Raw genomic sequence first — 25,512 nt, 5'->3', positions numbered from 1 at the left:
TCAGCGTCGAGGTTTTGACCACCAGAGTTGCTTCATAAGACCTACCTGTCAAGGGAACCAGCGGGGCCGGGGTCCGCTTGGTCGAGGCCGAACCGCCGCCGCACGTCGGGGCGTTGCTTCAGCCGCTCCGGATAGCCGGGCCCCAGCCGCATCGAGACGTCCTCGGCCTCCAGCGGGACCCGGCACACCGAGCACACCACTTCGGCCTGGGCGTCATGGCCGCAGGCATGGTGGTGGAGCACCACCGGGACACCCTCCTCCCCCGCCAGCCACCGGTCGCCCCACCGGGACATCGCGGCCAGCACGGCGAACAGGTCCCGCCCCTTCTCGGTGAGCACATACTCGTGGCGCCGCGGCTCGTCCTGGTAGGGGCGCTTCTCCATGACCCGCTCCTCCACCAGCCGGGACAGCCGGTCGGCCAGGGTGTTGCGGGCGATGCCCAGCTCCTGCTGGAACTCGTCGAAGCGGCGGATCCCGTAGAAGGCCTCGCGCAGCAGAAGGGCCGTCCAGGTGTCGCCGAGCAGGTCGACGGTCCGGGCGATCGAGCAGGGCCAGTGGGAGAACGACGTCCGTTTCATGCTGTCACCCTAGCCAGTGTCATGAAAAAACCCAGCAGATGAGCAAGGAGAAAACGGCCGTCTGGCCAGGACCGGCCGTTCCGGCCTGCGCCGGGTGCCGGTCGCGCCGCGCGTCGGCCCGGCGCCGGGCGCCGGTCGCGCCGGGACGGCGCCGGGCGCCGGTCGCGCCGGGACGGCGCCGGGTGCCGGTCTTGGGAATGGCCAGGAGCTCAAAGCCGTTCCCCGGAGCGGGAGTTGATCAGGCGTGGGATATGTTCGGATTTGGCGTGATCAAATCAACCGGAAGGCGCAACCCGTCGATGACCACACACCTCACTCCCCGCCCGCCCGACCGGGCCCGGACACCATCGGGGGCAGGGCGAACCGCCCGGACGCAATTAGGCGGACGACGGGTCGGATCCCTTGCCCTCGGCACGGTCCAGGCGCTGCTGTGCGCGCTCCTGGTGGTGCCGTTCACCGTCCTGGCCGCCGGGGCGGCCCACGCGGCACCCCCGGCTGAGACTCCCTTCCTCACCTGGAACATGCAGGGCGCGACCTCGTCGGGCCAGAGCCTGTGGTCCTCGTACATTCCCCGCATCCTCAACGGGGCCCCGTCCGACGTCGTCATGCTCCAGGAGGCGGGTCCCGACATCCCGGACAGCGCCGTACTGCTGAACAACCCGCCGGGCACCGTCGGCAATCCGCTGGTCACCTATGCCCGCTGGCCCCGCGGCAGCCGGGCCCCCGACTGGTACATGGTCTTCCTCCAGACCAACGATCCCACGAGGCCGGGCGGCCGGGTCAACACCATCGTGATGTCGACCACCCGGGTCGACGAAGCGATGGTGGTGGACAACCCGCACGGCAGCAACGTCGGCCGTCCCGCCATCGGCATCCGCCTGGGCAACGACTGGTACTTCAGCTACCACGCGCTGTCGGGAGGCGGCGGCGACGCGGTCACCATGCTGACCGCGATCGGGAACGCCGTCCGGAGCGCCCAGCCTGCGGGCGTGCGGTACGACTGGACGGTGGGAGCCGACTTCAACACCAGGCCCGAAACCCTGGTCGCCCGGCGGGGATACAACGACATTCCCACACCGACCGACGACCCGCTCAACGTCGTGCGCAGCGGCCGCCCCACTCACCGGAGCCCGGACGGGGAAGAGCGGGAACTCGACTTCGCCGTGACGACCACCGACCACGGCCGTCTCGAGGGGAGCGTGCAGCCGAACCAGGGCGGCTCCGACCATGAACCGGTGTACATCTTCCCCGTGCCCTCACGGGCGGACAACCGTCCACCGCTGGCCACGATGCCGGTCGGCGGCTTCGGTGTCGACGGCTTCAACGGGCACAGGGAGTACGCCGCCAACGGCTGGCGCGACCAGACGCGCATCTGCATGGCGTACGGCCCCAAGGGCAAGTGCGTTGCCTACCACGAGTTCGCCAGGACGCGCGCGGCGGACGCCGGTGCGCCCGGCTTCGACTACGTCGGCTCCGTCAGCAGCGGAGAGGTCTCGGACGGCGACAACCAGGAAGAGGCGTTCCCCGGCCAGAACATCGACCAGTTGCGCCAGCATCTCGTCGGTGACCTGCGCACCTACAAACCCAACGTCGTGCTGCTCCAACTCGACGTCGCCAACGACCTGACCAACAACGGTGACCTGACGGCGGCCCAGGAGGCGGACCGGCTGCACGCCCTGATCGATCAGATCCACTACGTCCTGCCGAACACGATGGTGCTGGTCGGCGATCCCGCCCCGTCCAAGTCGCCGGCCGTCCGCGACAAGATGTACAACGGGGACTCCTCCTACCTCGCGCGGTCGAGCGCGGCCATCGCCTCCGCCCGCCGCTCGGGCCAGCCGGTCCAGCAGGTCCCCATCGCCTTCCCCCACGACTCCAGCTTCGTGGACACCACGCAGGGCGCTGACGGAGTGCCCAACGACGACGGCTACAAGGCCATGGCCGAGGCCTATGTGACCCGGCTGAGCAGTCTGTCGGCGTCGGGAGCCGTCGTCGATCCGGACAAGGTCGTGGTGAACCCCGCCGACCTGGTGGTCGACGACAGCGGCATCGACGACACCGCATCCTCGGGCAGCGGGGACCCGACCTCGAACCCGCCCCTGAAGGTGATGGTGGTGGGCGACTCCATGACCGAGGGGATGGAGGGCGACTGGACCTGGCGCTACCGGCTGTGGCAGTGGTTCAAGGACCAGCATGTGCCCGTCGATTTCGTCGGCCCCTACCGGGGCACCAAGCAGCCCGACCCGACCGGGCCGCCCGCCCCGCCCCGGCTCCAGAACGAGCCGCCCGAGAACCCCTCGGTGGCGAACCCCCCTGTCTCCGGCGCCTACCACCAGGACATCCCGGCCGGCTTCGACAGCGACCACTTCGCCGTGTGGGGCCGCCAGGCCGCCCAGGACAAGGACCTGATCGGCCCCATGGTCGCGCAGTACAAGCCCGACCTGATCCTCTTCGGCATCGGCTTCAACGACATGGGCTGGTTCGTCAGCGATGCGAAAGGCACGCTGGACAGCATGAAGACCCTCGTCGACCGGGCCCGGGCCGCCAAACCCGATGTCAAGATGGCCGTGGCGAACGTCCCGCAGCGGCTCTTCATCAACGGCCGCCAGGACCTGGTCGACAAGACCAACCAGTACAACGCCATGCTCAAGGACGCCACCCCCACCTGGAGCACCTCCGCCTCCCCGGTGAAACTGGTCGACTGGGAAGGGTCCTACAGCTGCAAACCCACCGGCTGCCCCGCAGGCTATGACGGCCTGCACCCCAATCTCACGGGTGAGTACCAGATCGCCTACGCCTACGCGCGCACCCTCAACGAGCGGTTCGGGATCGGGCAGTCCACGCCGGACCACATTCCCGCGTTCCCCGCGCGGCCGATCGCGCCGGTGTCCGGGCTCAAGGCGGAGTCCGTCCCCAGCGGAATCAAGGTGACCTGGAACCCAGTGTTCGGAGCACGCGGCTACACCGTCCGCTACCGGATCGCGGGCGCCCCGAACTGGAACGAGGCGGTGGTGCCGTCCAACCGCTTCGACACCACCTGGACCCAGGACGGCTGGACCTGGGAATACCAGGTCCGCACCAACAACTACACCGACGGCGCGTCGGCCTGGATGATGACCAGCGCCACCTCACATCCCGAGACCGCCGCCGCGCCGGGGAACATCGTCACCCGCGCGACCGCCACGGGCGTGGACGTGTCCTGGGACCCGGCGAAGGGCCCGTACACCGACAGCATCGACCGGTACCAGATCATCACCTGGGACCGGGACGTCCCCGGGGCGTTCATCGGCGGCACGGCCGTCAAGGGGACGTCCGTCCACATCGACGGGCTCGTCCCGGGCCACCACTACCTCGTCGCGGTCGCGACCTGGAACCGGGCCGGCGGCGGAATCCCCGGTGCGGGCCGGTCCGTGACCGTCGGTGCGGGCACCCCGGCCGTCCCGACGGACCTCACCGTCAAGTCCATCGACCCCACCACCGTCCAGCTGAACTGGAAGGGGTCCCCGGAAGCGGCCGGGTACCGGGTGTGGGTGCGCAATGTGAACGCCCCCGGCGGCTCGGCCTCGCCGGATCCCTACATCGCGGACGGCCCCGAGCACGGGATCGCCTTCCTGTACCCGGGGAACTGGAACTACGAGTTCTGCGTCACCGCGATCAACGGCGCTCTGGAGTCCGGCAAGTCCTCCTGCGTCCGGCCTCCGCTCCCGCCCCCGTCGACCGGCGGAACCAACCCACCCCCGTCGACCGGCGGAACCAACCCACCCCCGTCGACCGGCGGAACCAACCCACCCCCGTCGACCGGCGGGACCAACCCACCCCCGTCGACCGGTGGAACCACACCGCCGCCCTCCACCGGCGGCGGCAAGGCGCCGGATCCGGCCCAGCAGTCCTTGCTGAAGCTGGGCCCGCTCGCCGATCCGCGAAGGGACCCGGCCGCGGCCGCGCCCCTCGGCTGAGGCCGGGAGTCACCACCGATGTGCCCGCGGGCCGACCCGGCCCGCGGGCACTCCCCGGTGCGGGAGCGGCCGAAGGGTGTCAGCCGTCCGTTTCGTCCCACAGGGCCAGACGGGCGGTGACGCGCTTGCCGAACGGCTCCCGCCGTACCGCGAAACCCCGGGCGACGGCCCGTACGATCTCCAGACCGTGCCGCCCCACTCTCCCGGGGTCCGTCGTCCGGGCCGTCGGCAGCACCGGATCGCTGTCCCAGACCATCACGTCCACCAGGTCGCCGACGACCCGCAGCTCCAGCAGCACCGGGCCGGGAGCGTACTTGCGCGCGTTGGTGACCAGCTCGCTCACCACGAGCCGGGTCAGGTCCATGGCCCGGACCGACACGGGAACACCGTGATCGGCCTGCACCCGGGCCAGGAACGCCGTCGTGAGATGCCGCGCCTCGGCGATGCGCGCACCGTCGCCGTCCAGCGCCATCGTGGTCCGTATCGGGCCGTCGTCCGGCCTCGTACGGCTTTCCCCCTGCATAAATGGATCCATGCGGACCGCCTCTGCCACCCCGTTCACCTCTCCCGTCTACCCGGTGTCCGACCACCCACGCCCGCCGGCCCATTCAACCCATTCAGAAGCGACACCGCTGAATCCGATGAAAAGGAGCTATTGGACTTGAGGATCACGCGGAGGCAGTGTGGGCATGTCCCCTCGCTCCCTGCGGGGCACCCCTCACCGAACCATCCGGAGACCACCCGATGAACCATGTCGCGGACCCCGAGCGTTACAACGGCACCATGCGTTACCGGCGTTCCGGGCGCTCGGGGCTCGACCTTCCCGTCCTGTCCCTCGGCTACTGGCACAACTTCGGGGACGACCGGCCGTTCGAGACGCAGCGCGACATCGCCCTGCGCGCCTTCGACCTGGGGATCACCCACCACGACCTGGCCAACAACTACGGGCCGCCGTACGGCTCCGCCGAGGTCAACTTCGGGCGCCTGATGAAGCAGGACCTCGCCCCGTACCGGGACGAACTGGTGGTCTCCACCAAGGCGGGCTGGGACATGTGGCCCGGCCCCTACGGCCAGGGCGGCGGCTCCCGGAAGTATCTCCTCGCCTCGCTCGACCAGTCACTGCGCCGTACGGGCCTGGAGTACGTGGACATCTTCTACTCCCACCGCCTCGACGCCACCACTCCTCTCGAGGAGACGATGGGCGCACTGGACACCGCGGTCCGCCAGGGCAAGGCCCTCTACGTCGGCATCTCGTCCTACGACACGGAGCGCAGCCGGGAGGCGGCCGCCATCCTCCGGGACCTCGGCACCCCGCTCCTCATCCACCAGCCGTCCTACAGCATGCTCAACCGCTGGATCGAGAACGAGGGACTGCTCGACGCCGCCCAGGAGGAGGGGTTCGGGGTCATCGGCTTCACGGCGCTCGCCCAGGGGCTGCTGACCGGGCGCTACCTCGACGGCATCCCGGAGGGTTCGCGTGCCGCGCAGGGCACGTCCTTCGACACCGGCTGGCTGTCCGAGGACATGATGCGGCGGCTGCGCGCCCTCAACGGCATCGCGGCCCGCCGCGGGCAGACCCTGGCCCAGATGGCCCTCGCCTGGGCCCTGCGGGACAGGCGGGTGACCTCGCTGGTCATCGGCGCCTCCCGGGTGGAGCAGCTGGAGCAGAACGTCGCCGCGCTCGAGCACCCGGACTTCAGCGACGAGGAGCTGGCCGAGATCGACACGTATGCCATGGACGGCGGCGTCGATCTGTGGCAGGACGCCCGTCTGGGCAACCTGCGCTGACCGGCGGTGGCGCGGGCGGTTCCGCACGGTCCGCCCGCTGCCCGCCGACGGCGCACGGCAGCGGGCGGCAGCCGCGCCCGCCCGCGCGTCAGATCCGGCCGCCGGTGAGCCGGGTGAGGGGACCCTGGGGTCGGTGCCCCGACCGGCGGCCCACCGCGTAGGACGCGGCGCTGAGCGCGGTCAGGCCCGCACCCACACCCGCGGCGACGAGCTTGCGGTGGGCTATGACCGTCCAGGCCGTCTTCGCCGTCGCCGCGACCTGGCCCGAGGTCGCGACGATCGCCTGGCGGCTCACCTCGACCCCCTTCGCCGCGGCCTGCACGGCCCCGGTGGCCGACTCCGCCGAGCGCTCGGCGCCGGACTTGGCCGCCGACGCGGCGCCGTCCGCCGAGGCCGCGGCCTTCTTCGCGGTCCTCGAGGCCGGAGCGGTGGCCTTGCCGGTGGCCTGCCTGGCCTTCGACGCGGTCGTCCGCTTGGTCTCGGTCCTTTGATTCGTTCCGCTGTTCGGTTCACTCATGGACACCGCGTTACCGCTCGCGCTCCCCGCAAACACACCGGACCGTACGGTGCGCGCTCAGGCCCGGGCCCGGGCGAGGAGCAGGGCCACGTCGTCCTCCCCGGCCGGTGGGCGCAGCATCGCCAGAAGGTGGTCGCAGGTCGCCTCCAGGTCCTGCTGCCGCGTGGCGGTGACGGCGTCGCGCAGGGCGGCGAGGCGGACGTCGATGGGGTCGCTCCTGGTCTCGACCAGACCGTCGGTGTACAGCGCGAGCAGGTCGCCGGGGCGGAAGGCGACCGTGGTCGTGTCGAAGGGGACGCCGCCGACGCCCAGGGGCACGCCCGGGGGCAGGCCGAGCAGCCGCGCCGGGCCGCCCGAGCGCATCAGGGCCGGTGGCAGATGGCCCGCCAGGGAGATGTCGCACCGGCCCCGGTGCGGATCGTAGACGCAGTAGAGGCAGGTGGTGATGGCCCGGGCGATGCCCTCGCTCAGATGGTCCAGATGGCGCAGGGCCTCGGCGGGTGCCAGGTCGAGTTCGGCGAAGGCCCGTGTGGCGCTGCGGAGTTGGCCCATGGTGGCGGCGGCGTTGATGCCGCTGCCCATCACATCGCCGACAACCAGGGCGGTCTTGTCGCCGTGGAGCGGGATGGCGTCGAACCAGTCGCCGCCGATCTCGCTGGCGGCACCCGCGGGCTCGTAGCGCCAGGCGACCTCAAGTCCGGGGCGGCGCGAGGGGAGTTCGGGGAGCAGGCTGCGTTGCAGGGTGAGGGCCGCGTGGCGCTGGGTCTGGTAGCCGCGGGCGTTGTCGATGCACACCGCGGCGCGGGCGGCCAGTTCCCCGGCCAGGAAGGCGTCGTCCTCGTCGAAGGGGTCCGCATGGTGGGTGCGTTGGAGGGCGAGGGCGCCCAGGACCTCGCCCCGCGCCACGAGGGGGACGGCCAGATAGGAGTGCAGTCCGGCCGCCGCGAGCCGGGCGACGGTGCCGGGGTGGTCCCCGATCCTCGGCAGGTCCGCGGCGGTGGTGCGGGGCACCAGCACGGGCTGGCGGGTCTGCACGCAGCGCGTGATCAGATGGTCGCTGCCGCAGATGGCGCCCTGGCCGGGGCGGTCCTCCGGGCGGGTGGCCTCCTCGGGGCGGGCGGCCCCGACGGCGAGCACATGGAAGCGGGCCGGGCCCGAGGACGGCGCGGGCCGCCCGGACAGGGCGCTGTCGAGGAGATGCACGACGGCGATGTCGGCGAGGACCGGCACGAGGACGTCTGCCAGCTCGTGGGCCGTCGTCTCCAGGTCGAGGGTGGTGCCCACGGACGCCGACGCACTCGCGATCAGCGCCAGCCGCTGCCGGGCCTCGGCCGCCTCCGTGGCCGCGCGGTGGCGTTCGGTGACATCGATGATGGAGAAGGCGATGCCCAGCACCCGGCCGCCCGAGTCCTCCAGTCGGTGGTAGGAGACGGACCAGGCGTGCTCGTGCTCGGGATCGGCCGGGGGACGGCACACGACCAGGCGGTCGACGACCGGATCACCGGTGTCCAGAACCCGGCGCAGGCGTTCCTCCACGCCGGTGACGTCGAGGAACGCCAGGATCTCGTGGACCGGCCGCCCGAGGTGCTCGGCGGCGGGCAGGCCCATCAGGCGCTCCAGGGCCGGGTTCACGCTCAGATACCGCAGCCGGGTGTCCAGGACGGCGAACCCGATCGGGGACTGGGAGACCAGCCGGGTGGACAGGGCAACGTCCCTCTCGACCCGGGCGACGGTCGCCTGGTCGGCGGCCAGGCCCAGGGCGAAGGTCTCGCCCCGGTCGTCCAGCAGCCGCATGTTGCGGAACTCCACCAGCCGGGTGCTGCCGTCCTTGTGCCGGACCGGGAAGGCTCCGGCCCAGTCGGCTCCGGACCCCATGACCTCGGCGAACAGCCGGATCACTTCGTCCCAGTGCTCCTCGTGGACCATCAGCCGGGCCGCGGAGCGGCCCAGGGCCTCGGCCGCGGTGTAGCCGAACAGTTCCTCTGCGTGAGGGCTCCAGAACACCACGCGGCCGCCCGAGTCGAGCACCACCGCGGCGACGCTCAGCAGGTCGAGGAGGCCGCTGGGCGGGGCGGCTGGGCCGACCGCGGCCGGGCGCCGGCCGGGCCGGGAGGAGTCCCTCGTCGCCATGCGCCGATCCCCTCTTCCCGTACGTCACGGCCGGTGCCGCGGGCCGCTGTGCCTCCTTCCATAGTCGTCCCAATCCAACGGGGCACATCCCGGGCGGCCCCGCCGGGGGACCGGTCAGCGGCGTCGAGGGGGCGGCGGCGCGAAGGAGACATGGCAGCTCGAGCTGCGGAAATCCGGGGTCAGCCTGGTGGGGATGTGGAGCGAGTCGGTGAAGAAGGTCTCCGTGGGGCCCTTGCAGATGCGTACACATATCTCCGGAGAGGTGCTGGTCAGGAACCTGCACCGCTCCACCACCAGTTCGGTCCGGCCGGTGCGCCGGATCGGGCCCACCAGCCAGCGGAACAGCCGCGGGGTGGCCAGGGTGAGGGACCGGGCCGCCGCGCGGGGGGCGAGGCGGCCGAAGCGGCCCAGGACCCCGACCACGCGGCGCCCGCCCATCCAGTCGGCGTACGAGCCGTGCACCGCCCGCACCACTTCCGCGTCCGACAGCCGGGCATGCTCGTACTCGGTCTCGTCGACCAGTGCGGCATACCCCGTGGCGGGTGAGCGGTAGCCCACCCGGCGGGCGTGGACACGGAGGAATTTATTGAGCAGTAAGCCGTCCAGCATGTACGGGCGCCCCCTCGTCATTCCCCGCCGGTCGTGAGGTGTTCCTTCACGCCGGGCCACTCCGCACGCAGGACGCTGTAGAAGACGGCGTCGCGACGGCGTCCGCCGGGCATGTAGTTGAAGCTCCTCAGCACCCCCTCCTCGGTCGCGCCGATGTTGCGCAGTCCCCGCCGGGCCTGCTGGTTGAGCACATCGGTCTTGAACTCGACGCGTTCCGCGCCCAGTTGCTCGAAGGCGTGCTCCAGCAGCAGGTACTTCACCCACCGGTTGACGCCCTTGCCGCGGAAGTCGCGGCCCAGCCAGGACCAGCCGATCTCCAGCCGGGCGTCGGCCTCGGCGAGATTGCCGTAGCTCATCGAACCGGCGATCCGGCCGGTCGACTTGTCGGTGACGACGAACACGACCCGCCGCCCGGCCGCCTGGTCGGCCAGACAGGTGTCGAAGAACACCTTGAAATCGGCCTCGTTCTCCACGGCCGCCACGAAGTACCGCCAGATGTCCGGATCCATGGCGACCGCCCGGATCCCCTCGCGGTCGGCCTCCGTCACCGGATGCAGCCGTACGTGCTCGTTCTCCAGGACGGCTGCCGCCTTCTGTGCCCAGGTCATGTGTCAGGATCCCTCGGTCGAGTGTCGGGCGAGTGCTTCTACGACGTCACGCAGGGTTCGCATCCGGTCGAGGTCGTCCTCGGTGAAATGCGCGAGGTCGACGCCGGTAGCCTCGCACAGCTCCGTCAGGAAAAGGACCTTGTTCAAGGACGTCAGAGCGTACGATCCGGCCATGTCGGCGTCCGGATCGAGCGCCCCCGGCGCGATCTCGTGGGTCAGTACGGCGGCCAGCTGTTCGCGGGCGGCGCTCTCCAGCCCGGACAGTGTGGATTCAGACAGCATGGATTCCCTCCTGGGGGTCGTGGACGGCGTCGTGGTAGACGTCGAGGATCCGTCCGCGTTTGGGTTTGTACTGCGAGGTGAGCAGGCCGTTGTCGATGGAGAACGGCGGGTCCGCGACGACGGCGCGGCCGATCCGCTCGTCGGCGGCGCGCGAGGCGTTGGTGAGGGCCAGCCGGGCGGCGATCGCCTGCTCGTCCGCGGGCTGGGCGGCCGGGGAGACCACGGCGACGAGTTCGGTCTGTCCCGGGCAGAACAGCACGCACTCGGCGATGGCCGGGTCGGCCTTCATGTCCTCCTCGATCGGGCGGACGATCACCTTCTTGCCGTTGTCCAGGACGATCACGTCGTCGGCCCGGCCGCGGACGAACAGGAAACCGTCCTCGTCGACGTAGCCGAGGTCGCCGGTGCGCACGGTGCCGTCCGGGCCGAAGACCCGCTCGGAGTCGCCCGGCCGGCAGTAGGCGTAGTGGTCGTTGACCGGGTGCTCGCTGCGGACGGTGATCACGCCGTCCTCGCCGATCAGCACCTCCTTGCCCGGGAGCACCTGGCCGACGCTGCCGTCGCGGTGGGCCTTGGGGTGGTTCTTGGTGACGATGCAGGTCTCGTTGAGCCCGTAGCCCTCGTAGATGGGCAGCCCCGCCTCGGTGAAGAAGCGCAGCATGCCGGAGGCCGCGGGCGCCGATCCGGTCCACAGATAGCGGATGCGGTCGCCGAAGACCGTGCGCGCCGCCTCCCCGGCGCTCTGGCCGTCTCCCTTGGCCATCTTGGCCTGGATCTGCCGTCTGGCGGTCTCGTAGAAGGCCGGGACTCCCATGACCACGGTCGGCCGCACCCGGCGCAGTGCCGCGAACGCGGCTTCATAGGTGCTGACGGTGACGTCGTGGCCGTGCAGCAGCGCCGAGTAGACCCAGTAGCGCTGCTGGAGCAGGGAGAGCGGCAGGAACACGAACAGGTCGTCGCCCGGGCCGTGTTCGAAGATCTCCTGCACCGCGCGCAGCGAGCTGTCGATGCTGCCCGCGGTGGCACCGAGCCCCTTGGGCTCTCCGGTGCTGCCGGAGGTGAACTTGACGGTGGTGACGTCCTTCGGTCCCCAGGTCACCGGCGGCAGCGGCGCACCGTCGAGGTCCTCCCGCTCCGCGAGCCGGGCCACCTCCGCGATCGGCACGGTGCCGGGCGCCTCGGCGGGGCGGTCGGTGAAGAGCAGCCGGATGCCGTAGCGGTGCATCAGCTCCTCGCCCGGGGTGAACTTGCCCGGCTCGAATCCGGCGGTCTCGGCCTTCAGCCGCAGCGCGGCCAGGTCCAGCAGGATCCATTCCAGGCTGTTGGCCGCGAGGATGCCGATCCGGTCGCCGGGGCGGATGCCCTGGTCGAGGAGCCAGCGGGCGATCCGGCCTGAGCGCCGGTACAGCTCGCGCAGCGGGAGGGTGCGGGTGCCCAGCAGGCTGGCCACCCGGATGTGCCCGTCGCCCGGTTCGGCGGAGACGATGCGGCCGAGCGTGTCGTGGGTCACCGCTGCCCCTCCCCCGGGGTGTCCTCGGCGGCGGAGGCGGGCGTGAAGAAGACGGTCTCGGCGAGCCGTATCTCGGTTCCCGGGGCGACCAGTTCGACCGTCCGCGGCCATACGGCGGGCTCCGGCAGCCCGAGCGCGGCGGCCAGCCGGGCGGCGAAGCGGGGCATCACGGGCGTGGCCGCGTGGGCGAGCAGCCGGGCCGCGGCCAGCTCCAGCGCGATGGCGGTGCGGGCCTCGTTCTGCCAGTCGGCGCTCTGGGCGGTGCGGGCCTCCAGCTCGGCGAAGCGGACCGTGTCGGCGACCAGTCCGTCGAGTTCGGCCGCGGCCTGGTTGAGCGAGAAGCCGTCCGCGCGCAGGCTGCCGCCGACGGCGTCGAGCCGGGCGCCGAGGCGGGCGAGGAACGCGGAGTGCTCCGGGGTCCAGTTCCCGGCGTCCGGTGCCGTGCCGTCGTAGTGCTTGGTGATCCGGGCGCCCAGGTCGTGCAGCCAGCGCTGCCAGGTGCCGATCAGGGTGGTGTCGAGGGTCTCGGCGTAGTCGGCGCGCCGGAAGTTGGTCCGTTCGCCCTCGGGCCGGGTGCGGGAGAGGAAGTAGCGGACGGCGTCGACGGAGTCGGGGGTCAGGATCTCCTTGCCCCAGATGGCGTGGCGCCTGCTGGTGGAGAACTTGCTGCCCTCCAGCAGATAGAACTCGTTGACGTGGTAGTCGATGTCCGGCTCCCAGCCGGGGTGGGCCAGACCGTAGAGCACCGGGTAGAGCACCGAGTGGTAGAAGCTGTTGTCGTAGCCGAAGAAGTGGACGATCTTCCAGTCCTCGGCGGGTTCCGCGGCCTTCCAGTCGCGGCCCAGGCGGCTGCCCAGGGACTGGATGCCGTGCAGGAAGCCGTAGGACATCTCCGGCCAGACCCAGATGACCTGTCCGTCGACCTCCGTCTCCGAGGGGGCGACGCCCCAGGAGGACGGGTGGGTGAGGGGGATGTCCAGGGCCTGGCGGGCGAAGAGGCGGTCGCCGAGTTCGCGCAGCCGGGCCGGGACACGGCCCGCGCGGTGGTGGGCGGCGACCTCGTCGCGGAACTCGTGCAGCGGCAGCGAGTAGCGGGCCAGCGGGGCGCGGCGCGGGGCGGCGGCGGAGCCCGCGGAGCGGGGGTCGGCCAGGTCCACCACGGTGTTGGGCTCGCCGCACTCCTCGCAGATGTTGCCGCTGGTGCCCGCGCCGCAGCCGGGGCAGCCGCCCTTGACGTCGACCTCGTAGAGGTACTGCCCGCTCTCGGCGTCGAAGAGCGCGTCCTTCTCGGTGACGGCGGCCCGGCCGGAGGCGACCACGCGGGAGAAGAAGTCGCGCAGTCCGTCGCGGTAGCCGGGTGCCGTGTCGGTCACGGTGTACTGGTCCGGCGTGATGTCCATCAGGGCGAGGGTGCGGGCGATCTCGGCGCTGTAGTGCGCGGCGGTCTCGGCGGGTTCGCGGCCCTCCTGGCGGGCGGCGCCCACCACATAGCTCTGGTAGTCGTCGCTGCCGGTGAGGTGCCAGGCCTCGGTGCCGTTCATGCGCTGGAAGCGGACGAAGGCGTCGGCGCCGAGGTAGGGGCCGGACAGATGGCCGAGGTGGAGGTCGCCGTTGGGCGTCGGCGGGGTGGAGAAGACGAAGACCGGGCGGTCGCCGAAGGCGGTGCGCTCCGCGTTCCCCGCGGAGGTCAGGGCGCGGCCCGCGTCCCGCCAGTACTGGGTGACGAAGATCAGGTCGGTGTCGCCGGTGTTCTCCAGGACGTGGGTCTCGAAGGGCTCGAAGAGGGCCAGTGTGCCCGGCTCGGCGGGGTGCCTGCGGCCGTCCACGACGAAGTCGCCCCGGCCCGCGACGATGACGAAGAACTCGGTCTCGTCGTGCTGGTGTGCGCTGGAGGCCTGCCCCGGGGCGACGCGCCCCCAGCCGGCCCCCACGCCCAGCCCCTCGATGCTGCTCATGCGGATGCCGAACGCGTCGTGGAGGGCGCGCTCGTCATAGCGACTGAAGATCATGTCGGTTCCTTTCGGAGGACGTTCCGAGGGCTCGGCAGGGCCGTTCGGAAGGCGCCCGGGAAGGCTTCGAGAACCGGGAAGGCTTCGCGAAGGCTGGGGTCAGACGGCGTGCTTGGACAGCAGGCGTACGCTCTCCGCGGCGATGGCCGGTGCCAGGCGGTAGCCCGAGCCGCCGGCCGCGCCCGCGAAGAGCAGGCGTCCGTCGTCGGTGAGGGTGCGCACCAGCGGACCGCCGCCCGGGTTGTAGGCGTCGCAGAAGACCCGTCCCGAGCGGCAGCGGTCGGCGAGCCGGGGCGCGTAGCGGCCCAGCACCTCGACGGCCTCCGCCCGGTTGGCGGGGGTGAGACCGGGCTCGACGGTGTCGGGGTCCACGTCCCATTCGGTGCAGGTGTAGCTGAACAGCCAGTGTCCGCGGGCCCGGTAGGGCAGCAGGAAGGCGTCCTCGTCGTGCAGGACGATCGCGCCGTCGCTCTCGGCGGGGGTGTCCTCGATGTGCAGTGCCACGATCTTCTTCACCCGTGCGCCGAGCGGTGCCACCAGGTCGCGCCAGGCGGGGTGCGCCAGCCACGGCCCGGGGGCAAGTACCGCCTGCCGGGCGTCGATCACGTCGCCGGTGCCCAGGGTGAGGCGGACGCCGTCCGTGCCGGGCTGCACGCCGGTCACGGCGGCTCCCTCGCGGATCTCCGCGCGCGGCCGCAGTTCGGCCGCGAGGGCTCCGGTGAGGGCCTGCACATCGGCGTACTGGCAGCCGTTCCCGGTCCAGACCGCGGTTCCCGGGGGCGGTTCGACGCCCGCCGGTGCCGTGTCCGTGCGCCGCAGCTCCGCCTCGGGCAGGTACACCTCGGCGAGGCGGGACGCGGCCGACTCCGGGGCGAGGACCGTCATCGGGAGCGCGTGGATGGGCAACTCGGGCCGTTCGGCGGCGAGTCGGGCGTAGTAGCGCTGGCTCTCGGCGGCCATCGCCCGGACCGCGGGGGTGGCTCCGCGCGGGAAGTGCAGGCCCGCGGAGCGGCGGGTCGCTCCCGAGCCGACCAGGTCGCGGTCCAGGACGATCACGTCCGCGCCCGGGTCGGCGGCGAGCAGCTCCCGTGCGATCAGGCAGCCGACGATCCCGGCGCCGACCACCGCGATCCGGTTGTTCCGCCCGGGACTCATGTGTCCCTCCCGGCCCGGTCCCCCATCTTGGTCGACCACTCGATGAACGACGGCAGTTGGTCGTTGCTGGACACCTTGCCGAGCCGGTCCGCGATCCGCTGGCTGCGCCAGGCGTTCAGGCTCAGGTTGGGGTCGGCGAGGCCGCGCTGGCCGCGCGAGGCGTTCTGCACGAAGATCCGGCGGTCGTCCGGGCCGTCCCAGTGGACGGCGTAGTCCTCGTCGATGCGCAGTTCGTCGCCGTCCTTCTCCAGCCGGTCGGCGACGGGGGCGAGGAAGTCCGTCCGGGTCGGCCGGAAGCCGGTCGCCCAGATCACCACGTCCGCCTCGAACATCTCCACGGCCTCGCGGTCGTCGTTGTGGCGGGCGGTCACCTGCCAGCCGCCGTACAGTCCGGTGGAGACGTCGGTGACCTCGCGGTTGGGGTAGAGGCCCACCAGGTCGACGTTGCCCTCCACGAACCGGTGCATGTAGGCGCGCTGGTAGATGTCGCGCAGCGTGCTCTCGGAGATGCCGTCGCTGGTGAGGATGTGCCGGTCGTTGAACGCCTGCCGGGCGTCCCGGCCCAGTCCGAAGAAGTACTCGGCGTGCGAGGGCATGTAGTAGTCGTTGGTGAAGGGCGAGTCGTCGATGGGGAAGTAGTTGCCGCGGCGGGATATCCAGGAGACCCGGCGCGGCAGGTCCTTGCCGGGCTGGGAGATCATGTCGAGGAACGCCTCGGCCCCGGACTGGCCGCCGCCGATCACCACCACCCGCTTGCCGGCCAGGTTCCGGTCCTGGTGGAGGTATTCGCTGACATGGAACTGGGTCGGTCCGAGCAGCCCCTGCACCTGCGGCGGGACCCAGGACTCACTGCCCACGCCGACGACCACGTTGTCCGCGGTGACGGTGCGGCGGTCGGTGCGGACCGTGAACACGTCGTCGAAGGTGACCTCCTCGACGGTCTCCCCGAAGACGATGTTCTTGTTGCAACGGCTGGCCCAGGCAAGGTAGTTGCGGAACTCGACCCGGGGTACGGCGTCGAACTGGGCGTTGAGGAAGTGGTACAGGCGGCCGTTGTCGTGGAGGTAGGACAGGAACGAGAAGGGGTTGCGGGGGTCGGCCAGCGTCACCAGGTCCTTGAACAGGGAGACCTGGAGGGTGTTCCCGGGCATCTGCTGGCCGTCGTGCCAGCTGAAGGACTCCTTGCGGTCCAGGAACAGATTGGTCACGTCCTCCCTGCCGTACAGCAGGGAGGCGAGACTCAGGTTGGCCGGGCCTACGCCGACTCCCAGGCAGCGGTAGTGCGTCGGGCCGGAGCGTGTGGGCTCATGAGCCATGGAAGATCTCTCCTTCGGGCGGGTCGCCGCGCTCGATCGTGTGAAGCGGTTCGGATGCGGTGCCCGGCGGACCGCCGGACGCGTGCCGGGCGGCCGCCACCGCTCGGCGGGGGCTCGGCGACGCGGTGCCGAGGGGCGGGTGCGGGCGGGCCGCGGGGGTCATGGTGCGGTTCCCGGGCCGGTGGGCGGGGTCTGGGTGAACGTCGTGGGCACGCCGTGGGCGCCGAGGAAGCGCAGCCAGGCGGCGGCCTCGCCGGTGTCCTCCGCGGCGCGGTTCAGGCCCGCGGGCAGGGCGCCGTCGAGGATGCGGGTCACCCCGTGGGCGAGCGGCAGCGAGACACAGCGGGCCATCGCGCTCTCGGTCTCGTCGCCGACGAGGTCCAGCAGGTGGGACCCCTGCCACCGGATGCCGCCGTCCTCGTCCCGGACGGTCAGGCCGACGGTGAGGACCACCCGGTCCCGGTCGGCCTCCGTGGTCGGGTGGCGGTCGGCCAGCTCCTTGGCCAGGGAGCGGATCCGGGTCTCGTCGTCGGTGAGGACGGTGTCGAAGACCTCGGTCCAGGCCGCGCGCCAGCCCGCGTTGCGCAGGGTGCCCCGGACGAACGTATCCAGGTGCCAGTCGTGCGGGATGCGGTACTGGGCGACGAAGGGCAGGCTGTCCCGGTTCGGATAGACCTCGAAGGACTCGCCGCCGAGGACCACGGTGCGGGTGGCCTCCCAGGGGTGGCGGACCGTGCTGCGCCGTCCGCCCTCGATGTGCTGCGCGGGTGAGCGGAGCGCGGCCAGGACTCCGTACGGCGCCCAGCTGAAGCGGTAGCGGAAGTCGTTGGGCTCGGCGGGGATGCCGCCGCAGTACGAGGTGAACTCCACGGACGCCGCGCGGTCGCCGATGTCCCGGCGGGCCCGCTCGACCAGCAGATGGCCCATGAGGTGGTCGATGCCCGGGTCGAGTCCGGCCTCGGTCAGCACGACCAGCCCGGCGCGGGCCGCGGCGGCCGCCTGCCCGGCGAGTTCCCCGGAGGTGTAGCTGGTGCAGGCGAAGTGGGCCTTGCGGCCGGCGGCGAGGCGGAGCAGGGCCGGGTGCTCGGTCGCGGGCAGCATGGAGACGACCACGTCACCGGGGCCCACCGCGGCCTCCAGGGCACCCGGGTCCAGGGCGCGGGTCTCGGCGCGCCCGGCCAGGCCGAGGGCCGCGAGCCGCCGGTCGGCGCGTTCGGCGGTGCGGTCCCACAGCACCAGCCGCTTGGCGCGTTCACACAGCAGTCCGAGGCCGGTGGGGCCGGTGGACAGCCCGGTGCCGATCCAGTGGACGACACCACTCACGGGCGCGGTCCGGTCAGACACGGATGTTCTCCTCTCCGTCGGCGCGGGCCGGGTCCGGCTCCGCGGCACCCTGCGCACCGGCCGTCTCCCGGGCCACCGCCTCGTCGAACACCCGCAGGGCGCGGGACCAGGGCGGGGTGTCCGTGCCGAGGCCCGCCAACTGGGGCGACAGCTCGGCGGAGAAGGACCGGCTGGCCTCGGCGGGCAGCAGGGAGGGCAGGTTGTCGAGGGCGATCAGGTCCAGCGGGCGGTCCCCGCCGCGCAGTCGCCGTACCGGATGCGTCCAGCTGGTCACGGTGTCGTAGACGGGCAGGACGTTGCAGTCCGAGCCCACGTCGCAGGTGACGTCCACGACCGTGGAGAGGCGCCGCCCGGGCGCGTCGAGGTCGGCGGGGGTGAGGAAGGGCCGCACCGGGTGCGTCACCAGGACGGTGTTGACCAGGATGTCGTGGTCCAGCAGGGCGTCCCGGTCCAGGTCGCGGGTCTCCGCCAGGTCCCAGCGGACGGGGGTGAGCCCGGCGGTCTCCAGCGCGTCGCACGCTCCCCGTCCGCTGCGCCCGAGGGCGCCGACGACCAGGGCGGTCCCGCCGCCTTCGCCGTCCCGCAGCAGGGTGTCCAGCTCCTCGCGGTGCAGGGAGCGCAGCGGTGTGGTGAGCACCCCGCGCCGGTGCAGGACCGCGAGGGCCGCGCCCAGGTATCCGGCCCAGTAGCCGAAGGCCGCCAGGCGCCGCCCGTGGTCGTCGGTGAGGTACTCCAGGTCGAGCAGGGCGCCGCCGCCCGCCGTGAACCGGCCGAGCAGCTCCCGGGCGCCCGGCTGGCCCTTGTAGGCGTGCCCGAAGTACACATGCCGGTGCTGCAACCGGCCGGGCTGCGGGGGCAGTTCCTTCAGCCCGAGCACATGGTGGTCCCGAGGGGCATCTGTCCAGCTGCCCGCCGGTGCGGTGGCGCAGCCCGCGCTGACGTAGTCGGCCAGCGGGAAGACGCGCTGCGGCGACTCCTCGACGGTGATCTCGGCGCCCTGGCTCACCAGACGCGCGGCGTCGCTGGGCACCAGCGGCGCCCGGCGTTCGGTGGGGCGGCTCTCGTGCCGCAGCCACAGGCGGGGCAGGTCCGACATCAGTGCTGCTCCTCGAAGGGGGTACGTTCCCCGGTCCGGTGAAGGCGGGCCGGGCGGACCGCTGTCCGGGCCGGGGTGGTCACGCGGGTGCTCCTCGCGGTGGGGCGGATTCCGGCGGGGCCGGGGTGACGGGCGGTCATGGGGCGAGGGCGGCGCGCCGTACGTCCAGGGCGTCGGCGATGGCCAGGCGCAGCACATCGGTGGCGCCCTCGTAGATGCGCAGCGAACGGATCTGCCGGTAGAGGCGTTCGGGTGTGCCGTCCTTGACCACTCCGGCGGCGCCGAACAGCTGTACGGCCGCGTCGACGACCTGCTGGGCCGCCTCCGTGGCGTGGACCTTGGCGATGTGGGAGTGGCGGGCGAAGCCGCGGCCGCCCCGGTCGCAGTCCCAGGCGGCGCGCGCCACCAGCAGTTCGGCGGCGTTGATCCGGACCTCCATGTCGGCGAGCGAGCCCTTCACCAGCTGGAGGTCGAAGAGGGTGCCGCCGTAGGCCTTGCGGCTTCTGGTGTGGGCCAGGGCGGTGTCGGCGGCCCGGCGGGCGAAGCCGACGGCGGCCGCGCCGACGGTCATCCGGAACCGGTCGAGCAGGTCGGCGGCGACGACGAAGCCGCGGCCCGGGCGGCCGAGCACGGCCTCGGCGGGCACCTCGCAGTCCTCGAAGGACAGATGGCCGAAGGAACGGGGCGCGATGGCCTCCAGGCGTTCGCTCACCCGTACACCGGGGGTGTCGGCGGGCACCAGGAAGGCCGTGAGGCCGAGGGGGCCGGGCCCCTCCCCGGTGCGGGCGATCACGACGAAGAGGTCGGCGATGGTGGCGTGCGCGATCCACGCCTTGGCGCCGTTGAGGACATAGCCGCCGCCCTCGGTGCGCCGGGCGCTCAGGCCCACCGCCCCGAGGTCCGAGCCGGCCGCCTGCTCGGAGACGGCGAAGGCACCGATGAGGGAGCCGTCGGCCATGCCCGGCAGATAGCGCTTGTGCTGTTCGGCGTCGCCGAAGCGGAGGATCGGCGTCGCGGACAGCGCCTGGATGGAGTACGCGAAGTCGGCGAGGTCCTCCGCGTAGGCGAGCGCCTCGCGGCCCAGGCACAGGGCGCGCAGGTCCCCGGGCAGCCGGTGCGGCGCCGTGTGGGGGTCGAGCGCCGCGAGCCAGCCGTCCTCGCCGAGCAGGCCCACCAGGCGGCGCCCGGCCTCGTCCGGGTCCATCCGGCGCACGGCCTCCCACAGGGGGCCGTGGCCGTCGCACCAGACGCCGATCTCCTCGGCGAAGCGGCGGTGTTCGTCGTCGTAGAAGGGGAGTGCGAGGACCTCGGGGTCGAAGCTGGTGGTGATGTCCACTGGGGAACTCCGTGCGGGTGAGGCCGGGGCCGCGGGGCGGTCCGGCCGGTTCGGATGACCGGTTCGGGCGCCGGACCGGCCCCCGGGGCCGCGCCGGAAGGGCGCGGACCGGTGGGCCGGTGACGTCCGTCAGGAAGCCAGTGCCGCCCGGGCGATGGCGTCGGCGTCCTCGAGGATCACCGAGCCGACCCCGGGGCGGATGCCCGCGGCCGTCGCCCAGTGCACGAACTCGGTGGGCACCCCGTAGGCGAACCGGCGCGGGTGGGGTACGCCCTCGGCGTCCACCACCCGGTAGGGGCGGCGGGTGACGTCGAGTCCACCGGTCTCGTAGGCCCCGTCGGGGCCCGCGATGCGGTGGGTCCGGCACTGCCCGGTGGAGAGCAGCTGACGCAGCAGCGGGTTGCCGCTGCGGCGCAGGTCCACATCGGGTATGCGGGCCTCGATCAGGGTGGTGGCGCGCACCTCCGAGCCGGGTATGGCGTCGGAGCCGATGAGGAAGCCCTCCCCGAGCGGGTCCGGGCGGACCCGGGTGCGGGGGCCGACGACCTGGAGCACTCCGGCGTCGACGAGCGCGGTCATCTCCTCGATGCGGGACAGCGGCGGCCCGATGGACAGATAGGCGTTGAGCGGTGTGAACCAGCCGACCACCTCGTCCCGGTACGACGTGCCGGTGATCCCGCCGTGGTCGATGGCGAGCCGGACCTCGTTGCGCAGGTCGCGCAGGACGTCGAGGGCCGCCTTGAGCGGGTTGTCGACATTGCCGCCCCGGGCGTTGTGCGCGTCCTCGCGCAGATAGTCGAGCAGCCATCGGTTGAAGTCGGTGGGGTCGGTGAACTCCCTGTCCCCCCAGGGGCGTTCGATGCGCTCCCAGTCCCACTCGTCGGCCGCGGCCACGCCGTGGCGGCGCAGCACACCGGTCCGTTCCGCGGCGGGGGCCGCCAGGTACTCGGCGAGGAACCGGTCCGCGGCGGGGCGGTCGGCGCGCCGGGCAACGAGTGCGTGGTGGTAGACCGCGCGCACCTCCGCGTCCAGCAGCGGCCAGACGTCACGGCGGAAGGTCGCGCCGGAGGTGGTGCGGATCCGGCGGACCGCGTCGAGGGTGAGGAAGAGCGGTTCGTGTCGGCCGGTCGGCCCCTTCTGGTTCTCCCCGCGCGCCTGGTAGGGCACTCCGCGCCGGGATCCCGCGTAGAGCACGGGCTCCTGTCCGGAGGGGAGGTACTGGAGTCCGTCGGGGGACGGTACGAACTTTCCGCCGCGGCCCTCGGTGAGCAGGGCGAGGACGTCGAAGAACGCGAGTCCCAGTCCGCGGAGTGCGACCGTCTCGCCGGAGGTTATGCCGTCCAGGTCGAGATCCGCGGGGTTGGCCGCCGGGAGGTAGCGCAGTCCGTGGCGGTCGGCGAAGGCCGTGAGCCGCCGTTCCTCGGCCGCCGGCTCGTTGGGGCCGTGCCCGAGGGCGAGGACGACGACGTCCAGGCCGGTCAGCCGGGTGCCGTCGCCGAGGGTGAGGCGCTGGCCGGTCGCGTCCTCGTCCAGGGCGACGGCCGTGGCCGGGTGGACGACGATGCGGAGGGTGTCGGGGGCGGTGGCCACGAGGTGGGCGAAGACCCACTCCAGATAGCGGCCGTACTGTGCGCGGGAGGGGTAGTCGTCGGGTCCGAGCCGCTCCGCCCCCGCACCGTCCCCGGCGGCGCCGGACCCGGCCCGCTGGAGCCAGTCGTACAGGCTGGGCCCGGGCCGGACGGGTCCGGCGCAGTGGACGCTGTCATCGGTGAACTGGCTGACCTGCGAGGTCACCGTGTTCATGAGCAGGTGGTGGGACTGGCGGGTGCGCCACGTGCGTCCGGGCCCGGGCGGGCAGGGGTCGACCACGTGGACCGTCAGTCGGCGCTCGCCGGTGTGGTTGGCACATAACCGCTCAAGGACCGCGAGGCCTCGCGGACCGGCGCCCACGACGCAGATCGCTCTGGTCGGCTGCGGCAAGGTCACATCTCCTTCCTTCGGTCCGCCCGAGCGAATCGAGCGCCGGGGCACGGTACGGTGAGGGATTTTCCTACTTGGCTGCGGCGCGCCGGGTCGCCTCTTCGGCGAATTCACCGAAGGTCATCGTGGGCAGCTTCTCCATCTCCTCGTCGGAGAATTCGACGCCGTAATTGTCGAGCTGCATCACGAGTTCCGCGATCGAGAGCGACTCCAATTCCAGGCCGCCGTCGCCGAGCGGGGTCTCATCGGTCACCGACTCCGTGTCGAAGTGCATGTCCCGGAGCGTGTCGATCATTACTTTCCGCAGGTCAGAAGACATCTGCAAACCTCCTGTCGAGGGTGTGGAACACCGTGGGGGAACGCCTCGGCAGGGAGCCGGACGTGAGGGAGACAAACTCCGGGAAGCTCCGAAAGAGCCTGAGAAGCACACGAGTAGAAGGTGAATTCGTTTCCACCTCTCCGGCCAGACCGGCCGGTCGGTGTGCAGTCCCAGCACATCACATTCCCGAAGAAATACAAAGGGCTTTGGAGTATTTTTTCGGACAGTTTCCGGACGCCCGGAAACGGGTGGGGCGTCAGAAGTCGATTTCAAGGTCGGTGAGCGGATAGGCGACGCAGCAGTGCGCGAAGCCGAACTCGCGGTCGGACGCCCGCAGCCGGGCCTCCTCGGCGTGGAACACCTCGCCGGAGCACACCCGGACCCGGCACAGGGCGCACTCCCCCGAGCGGCACGAGGCCTCCGGGCGCAGGCCGTTGTCCTCCAGGGCGTCGAGCAGCGGGCGCCCACGCGGCACCTCGACGCTCCCCCGGCCCCGGACGGTGACGGTGACCTTCTCCTCCGGGTCCAGCTCCGCAGGCCAGCGCGGATCGGCGGACGGCGGCAGGGCGACGCTGTTGGCCTCCAGCCGGATCCGGCGGCGGGGATGCCCGAGCGACTCCAACTGCCGTACGAGATAGGCGTACTTGCCGGGCGGTCCGCACAGATAGGTCATCCGCCCGGCCAGCGGGCCCACCAGCCGGGAGATCAGTGCCGCGTCGAGCGGGCCGACCTCCCCGGTCCAGTCGGGGCCGGGGTCGGAGATCACATGGTGCACGGTGATGTCCGGGTGCTTCCCGGCGACGGCGTCCAGTTCGTCGCGGAAGATGACGTCGTCCGCGTGCCGGGAGCCGTAGACCAGGGTGAAGCGGCGGGACAGGCCGTGGTCGACGATGTCACGGATCATGCTCATCGCCGGGGCGACCCCGGAGCCGCCCGCCAGGAAGACGATGTCGTCGCCGTGGAAGAGCGGGTCGTGGCAGAAGGTGCCGATCGGGCCGCCGCTGGTGAACCGGTCGCCGACCCGGGCGGTGTCGATCAGATGGTTGCTGACCCGTCCGCCCCGCAGCCGGCGCACGGTCAGGTCGTAGTGGTCACGCGCCGCGGGGCTGGAGGAGATGGACAGCGCACGGTTCGTCAGGACGTCACCGACCTGGACGTGGAGGCTGATGTACTGCCCGGCGAGGAACGGCGGCAGCAGTTCCCCGTCGGTGCGCCGCATCCGGAAGGTCCTGGTGGTCTCGGTCTCCTCGACGATCTCGGCCACGGTCAGGTCGAGGGCCTTGGGGTGGTACGGCGTGATCTCCGCCCGGGCGTCGGACGGATGGTCCGCACCCTCGGCGCCGCGCCGCTCGATCTCCGCGACGAGCTGGTCCGCGCCCGCGAACAGGCGGGCCAGCGGATTGATGGACGTAGACATGTCTGACTCCGCTCGATGGTGCGTCACAGAACGTCCAGCAGCCGCCGGCTGAGCCGGGCCGCCGTCACGATCGTCGAGTTGTAGCCGCCGGCCGTGACCCAGTTGCTGACCAGGACCAGCCCCGGGACGTTCGGCTTGAGGTCGTCCTCACGGAACAGCCAGCTGTCCGTGGCGTCCTGGTCGAAGCCGTAGATGGCGCCGCCGGGCTGGCTGAGATAGCGCTTGAAGGTCAGCGGGGTGGCGATCTCGGCCTCCTCGATCACATCCCGCACCTCGGGCGCGATGGCCTTCAGCAGATCCAGCAGCGAGGCCGCGTAGGCGGTCTTCGCCTGCTGGTAGTCCTCGACCGGGACCGCTTCCCAGGGATCCGCGTACTGGATGGTGACCAGGTTGACCTGCGAGGCGCCGGGCGGCGCCATTCCGGTGGGCCGGACGTCGTAGCAACTGGCGAGCAGGAACGGGGCGGGGTCGAGCGACCGCATGCTCCGGGCCAGTGTGCGCTCGTCCAGGTCGGTGGTGAGGAAGTTGGTGGCGGTGTTGAAGCCGAGCTCCGCCGCGGGTGCGTCCAGCCCCAGGTAGAGCACGCTGGCCGAGGGCCCCATCCGCCGGGAGCCGAGGTCCCTGAGGACGCCCGCCGGGACGTCGGCCGGGTCGAGCAGCTGGGTGTAGGTGGTGATGGACGGGGCGTTGGAGACCACCAGACGGCAGGAGACGGTCTCCCCGTCGTCCAGGCGGACCCCGACCGCCCGCCCGCCGTGGGTGACGATCTTCTCCACGCTGGTGTTGAACCGGGCCTCGCCGCCCGCCTCCAGGAAGGAGTCCAGCATGGCCGAGGACAGTGCCTGGCTGCCGCCGACGATCTGGTACGGCTTGGTGTCGACGAACAGTGCGAGCAGCCGCGCCATGTCCATGAACGACATGAGCGACGGCAGCTGGCCGTTGTAGCTCCAGTACGACGACAGCACGAACTTCAGCCGCTCGTCGGTGAAGAACTCGTCCAGCACCTCCCGGTAGGTCCGCAGACCGTAGCGGCGCACATCGGTGAGGCCGGACAGCCACTCCGCCTGCTCCTTCGGCCGGTGCAGGTTGGCGCGGGCGGTCAGCTGCCACAGGCCGACCTCCCGGACGATCTCCAGGAAGCGGGTGAGTGCCGCGCGGTTGCCGGGGTAGTGGCTGTCGAGGACGTCCACCATCCCCTGCCAGTCGGCGGGCAGGGTCACATCGAGCACACCGGGCACGACCGTCCGGTACAGCTCCTCGTCCTGGATGAGCCGCAGTCGGCGCGTCACATCCATCTCGTCCAGGATCTCGCGCAGCGGGCCCGGGCCGCCCATGCCGCCGAGCTGGTGCAGCGACACCTCGAACTCGAAGCGGCCCCGGACGAATGAAGTGGCGGCACCGCCCGGCACGTTGTGCCGCTCCACCAGCAGCGTCCGCTTGCCTCCGCGCTGCAAGGTGGCCGCGGCGCTCAGCCCGGCGTTGCCCGCGCCGATGACGATCACGTCGTAGTCGACGCTCATTGAATATCTCCCTCCGGTGACCGCAAAGGTCCGTGCTGCGAT

20 protein-coding genes are annotated in these 25,512 nt (G+C 71.8%); 2 read left to right on the top strand and 18 right to left on the bottom strand.

Annotated elements, in window-relative coordinates; all coding sequences use genetic code 11:
• Nucleotides 1-41 precede the first annotated feature (41 nt).
• The gene (locus ACIHAA_RS18840; RefSeq protein WP_399818447.1) at nucleotides 42-578 is read right to left on the bottom strand and encodes a winged helix-turn-helix transcriptional regulator; all 537 of its coding nucleotides are present in this window, start codon (nucleotides 576-578) and stop codon (nucleotides 42-44) included.
• A gap of 299 nt (nucleotides 579-877) precedes the next feature.
• Here ACIHAA_RS18840 and ACIHAA_RS18835 point away from each other — a divergent pair, with 299 nt between their 5' ends.
• Nucleotides 878-4,534 (top strand): GDSL-type esterase/lipase family protein, encoded by a 3,657-nt coding sequence (locus ACIHAA_RS18835; protein ID WP_399818444.1) that lies wholly within the window; start codon nucleotides 878-880, stop codon nucleotides 4,532-4,534.
• A gap of 79 nt (nucleotides 4,535-4,613) precedes the next feature.
• Here ACIHAA_RS18835 and ACIHAA_RS18830 read toward each other — a convergent pair whose 3' ends face one another.
• Nucleotides 4,614-5,057 (bottom strand): ATP-binding protein, encoded by a 444-nt coding sequence (locus tag ACIHAA_RS18830; RefSeq protein WP_399818443.1) that lies wholly within the window; start codon nucleotides 5,055-5,057, stop codon nucleotides 4,614-4,616.
• 221 nt (nucleotides 5,058-5,278) lie between these two features.
• Here ACIHAA_RS18830 and mgrA point away from each other — a divergent pair, with 221 nt between their 5' ends.
• The gene (mgrA, locus tag ACIHAA_RS18825) at nucleotides 5,279-6,322 is read left to right on the top strand and encodes an L-glyceraldehyde 3-phosphate reductase (RefSeq protein WP_399818442.1); all 1,044 of its coding nucleotides are present in this window, start codon (nucleotides 5,279-5,281) and stop codon (nucleotides 6,320-6,322) included.
• An 88-nt stretch (nucleotides 6,323-6,410) separates the two neighbouring features.
• Here mgrA and ACIHAA_RS18820 read toward each other — a convergent pair whose 3' ends face one another.
• From ACIHAA_RS18820 to ACIHAA_RS18745, 16 genes are all read right to left on the bottom strand, one after another.
• A complete protein-coding gene (locus ACIHAA_RS18820) occupies nucleotides 6,411-6,839 on the bottom strand; it encodes a hypothetical protein (protein WP_399818440.1) in 429 nt (142 codons plus the stop codon).
• 57 nt (nucleotides 6,840-6,896) lie between these two features.
• On the bottom strand, nucleotides 6,897-8,969 hold the full coding sequence (locus ACIHAA_RS18815) for a SpoIIE family protein phosphatase (protein WP_399818438.1): 2,073 nt from the start codon (nucleotides 8,967-8,969) through the stop codon (nucleotides 6,897-6,899).
• A 114-nt stretch (nucleotides 8,970-9,083) separates the two neighbouring features.
• The gene (locus tag ACIHAA_RS18810) at nucleotides 9,084-9,578 is read right to left on the bottom strand and encodes a beta-carotene isomerase domain-containing protein (protein ID WP_399818436.1); all 495 of its coding nucleotides are present in this window, start codon (nucleotides 9,576-9,578) and stop codon (nucleotides 9,084-9,086) included.
• 17 nt (nucleotides 9,579-9,595) lie between these two features.
• Entirely contained in the window at nucleotides 9,596-10,186 is a 591-nt protein-coding gene (locus ACIHAA_RS18805) for a GNAT family N-acetyltransferase (protein WP_399818434.1), read from the bottom strand.
• Between the two features lie 3 nt (nucleotides 10,187-10,189).
• Nucleotides 10,190-10,468 carry an acyl carrier protein gene (locus ACIHAA_RS18800; protein WP_399818432.1) on the bottom strand — a complete coding sequence of 93 codons (279 nt, stop codon included), beginning with the start codon at nucleotides 10,466-10,468 and terminating at the stop codon, nucleotides 10,190-10,192.
• Nucleotides 10,458-11,978, bottom strand: a complete 1,521-nt coding sequence (locus ACIHAA_RS18795; RefSeq protein WP_399818430.1) for an AMP-binding protein — start codon at nucleotides 11,976-11,978, stop codon at nucleotides 10,458-10,460. The genes ACIHAA_RS18800 and ACIHAA_RS18795 overlap by 11 nt, the downstream gene beginning before the upstream one ends.
• Complete coding sequence (locus ACIHAA_RS18790) at nucleotides 11,975-13,987, bottom strand: class I tRNA ligase family protein (protein WP_399818429.1); 2,013 nt, start codon at nucleotides 13,985-13,987, stop codon at nucleotides 11,975-11,977. The genes ACIHAA_RS18795 and ACIHAA_RS18790 overlap by 4 nt, the downstream gene beginning before the upstream one ends.
• A gap of 99 nt (nucleotides 13,988-14,086) precedes the next feature.
• Entirely contained in the window at nucleotides 14,087-15,142 is a 1,056-nt protein-coding gene (locus ACIHAA_RS18785) for an NAD(P)/FAD-dependent oxidoreductase (RefSeq protein WP_399818427.1), read from the bottom strand.
• Entirely contained in the window at nucleotides 15,139-16,458 is a 1,320-nt protein-coding gene (locus ACIHAA_RS18780) for a lysine N(6)-hydroxylase/L-ornithine N(5)-oxygenase family protein (RefSeq protein WP_399818425.1), read from the bottom strand. The genes ACIHAA_RS18785 and ACIHAA_RS18780 overlap by 4 nt, the downstream gene beginning before the upstream one ends.
• A 159-nt stretch (nucleotides 16,459-16,617) precedes the next feature.
• Nucleotides 16,618-17,802: a saccharopine dehydrogenase family protein gene (locus ACIHAA_RS18775; RefSeq protein WP_399818423.1), complete on the bottom strand. Its 1,185-nt coding sequence runs from the start codon at nucleotides 17,800-17,802 to the stop codon at nucleotides 16,618-16,620.
• Entirely contained in the window at nucleotides 17,795-18,898 is a 1,104-nt protein-coding gene (locus ACIHAA_RS18770) for a saccharopine dehydrogenase (protein ID WP_399818421.1), read from the bottom strand. The genes ACIHAA_RS18775 and ACIHAA_RS18770 overlap by 8 nt, the downstream gene beginning before the upstream one ends.
• 136 nt (nucleotides 18,899-19,034) lie before the next feature.
• Nucleotides 19,035-20,234 (bottom strand): acyl-CoA dehydrogenase family protein, encoded by a 1,200-nt coding sequence (locus tag ACIHAA_RS18765; RefSeq protein ID WP_399818419.1) that lies wholly within the window; start codon nucleotides 20,232-20,234, stop codon nucleotides 19,035-19,037.
• Between the two features lie 129 nt (nucleotides 20,235-20,363).
• Nucleotides 20,364-22,184, bottom strand: coding sequence for an FAD/NAD(P)-binding protein (locus tag ACIHAA_RS18760; protein WP_399818571.1), 1,821 nt, complete (start codon nucleotides 22,182-22,184; stop codon nucleotides 20,364-20,366).
• A gap of 100 nt (nucleotides 22,185-22,284) precedes the next feature.
• Entirely contained in the window at nucleotides 22,285-22,533 is a 249-nt protein-coding gene (locus ACIHAA_RS18755; RefSeq protein WP_399818417.1) for an acyl carrier protein, read from the bottom strand.
• 256 nt (nucleotides 22,534-22,789) lie between these two features.
• On the bottom strand, nucleotides 22,790-23,950 hold the full coding sequence (locus ACIHAA_RS18750) for an FAD-binding oxidoreductase (RefSeq protein ID WP_399818415.1): 1,161 nt from the start codon (nucleotides 23,948-23,950) through the stop codon (nucleotides 22,790-22,792).
• A gap of 23 nt (nucleotides 23,951-23,973) precedes the next feature.
• Nucleotides 23,974-25,470 (bottom strand): phytoene desaturase family protein, encoded by a 1,497-nt coding sequence (locus ACIHAA_RS18745; protein WP_399818413.1) that lies wholly within the window; start codon nucleotides 25,468-25,470, stop codon nucleotides 23,974-23,976.
• Nucleotides 25,471-25,512: the final 42 nt, after the last annotated feature.

It is taken from the genome of Streptomyces sp. NPDC052040 (genome assembly GCF_044548405.1).
GTDB lineage: Bacteria > Actinomycetota > Actinomycetes > Streptomycetales > Streptomycetaceae > Streptomyces.
The sequence above is the reverse complement of the archived record's forward strand: the minus strand, read 5'-3'. Positions and strand labels throughout refer to the sequence as shown.

Bases quoted from the DNA above. Each gene is read 5' to 3' on its own strand.
- ACIHAA_RS18770 (WP_399818421.1), bottom strand. From the start codon at position 18,898: ATGTCGGACCTGCCCCGCCTGTGGCTGCGGCACGAGAGCCGCCCCACC.
- ACIHAA_RS18805 (WP_399818434.1), bottom strand. From the start codon at position 10,186: ATGACCTGGGCACAGAAGGCGGCAGCCGTCCTGGAGAACGAGCACGTA.
- ACIHAA_RS18815 (WP_399818438.1), bottom strand. From the start codon at position 8,969: ATGGCGACGAGGGACTCCTCCCGGCCCGGCCGGCGCCCGGCCGCGGTC.
- ACIHAA_RS18755 (WP_399818417.1), bottom strand. From the start codon at position 22,533: ATGTCTTCTGACCTGCGGAAAGTAATGATCGACACGCTCCGGGACATG.
- ACIHAA_RS18750 (WP_399818415.1), bottom strand. From the start codon at position 23,950: ATGTCTACGTCCATCAATCCGCTGGCCCGCCTGTTCGCGGGCGCGGAC.
- ACIHAA_RS18820 (WP_399818440.1), bottom strand. From the start codon at position 6,839: ATGAGTGAACCGAACAGCGGAACGAATCAAAGGACCGAGACCAAGCGG.
- mgrA (WP_399818442.1), top strand. From the start codon at position 5,279: ATGAACCATGTCGCGGACCCCGAGCGTTACAACGGCACCATGCGTTAC.
- ACIHAA_RS18745 (WP_399818413.1), bottom strand. From the start codon at position 25,470: ATGAGCGTCGACTACGACGTGATCGTCATCGGCGCGGGCAACGCCGGG.
- ACIHAA_RS18810 (WP_399818436.1), bottom strand. From the start codon at position 9,578: ATGCTGGACGGCTTACTGCTCAATAAATTCCTCCGTGTCCACGCCCGC.
- ACIHAA_RS18835 (WP_399818444.1), top strand. From the start codon at position 878: ATGACCACACACCTCACTCCCCGCCCGCCCGACCGGGCCCGGACACCA.
- ACIHAA_RS18800 (WP_399818432.1), bottom strand. From the start codon at position 10,468: ATGCTGTCTGAATCCACACTGTCCGGGCTGGAGAGCGCCGCCCGCGAA.
- ACIHAA_RS18785 (WP_399818427.1), bottom strand. From the start codon at position 15,142: ATGAGTCCCGGGCGGAACAACCGGATCGCGGTGGTCGGCGCCGGGATC.
- ACIHAA_RS18830 (WP_399818443.1), bottom strand. From the start codon at position 5,057: ATGCAGGGGGAAAGCCGTACGAGGCCGGACGACGGCCCGATACGGACC.
- ACIHAA_RS18840 (WP_399818447.1), bottom strand. From the start codon at position 578: ATGAAACGGACGTCGTTCTCCCACTGGCCCTGCTCGATCGCCCGGACC.
- ACIHAA_RS18790 (WP_399818429.1), bottom strand. From the start codon at position 13,987: ATGATCTTCAGTCGCTATGACGAGCGCGCCCTCCACGACGCGTTCGGC.
- ACIHAA_RS18780 (WP_399818425.1), bottom strand. From the start codon at position 16,458: ATGGCTCATGAGCCCACACGCTCCGGCCCGACGCACTACCGCTGCCTG.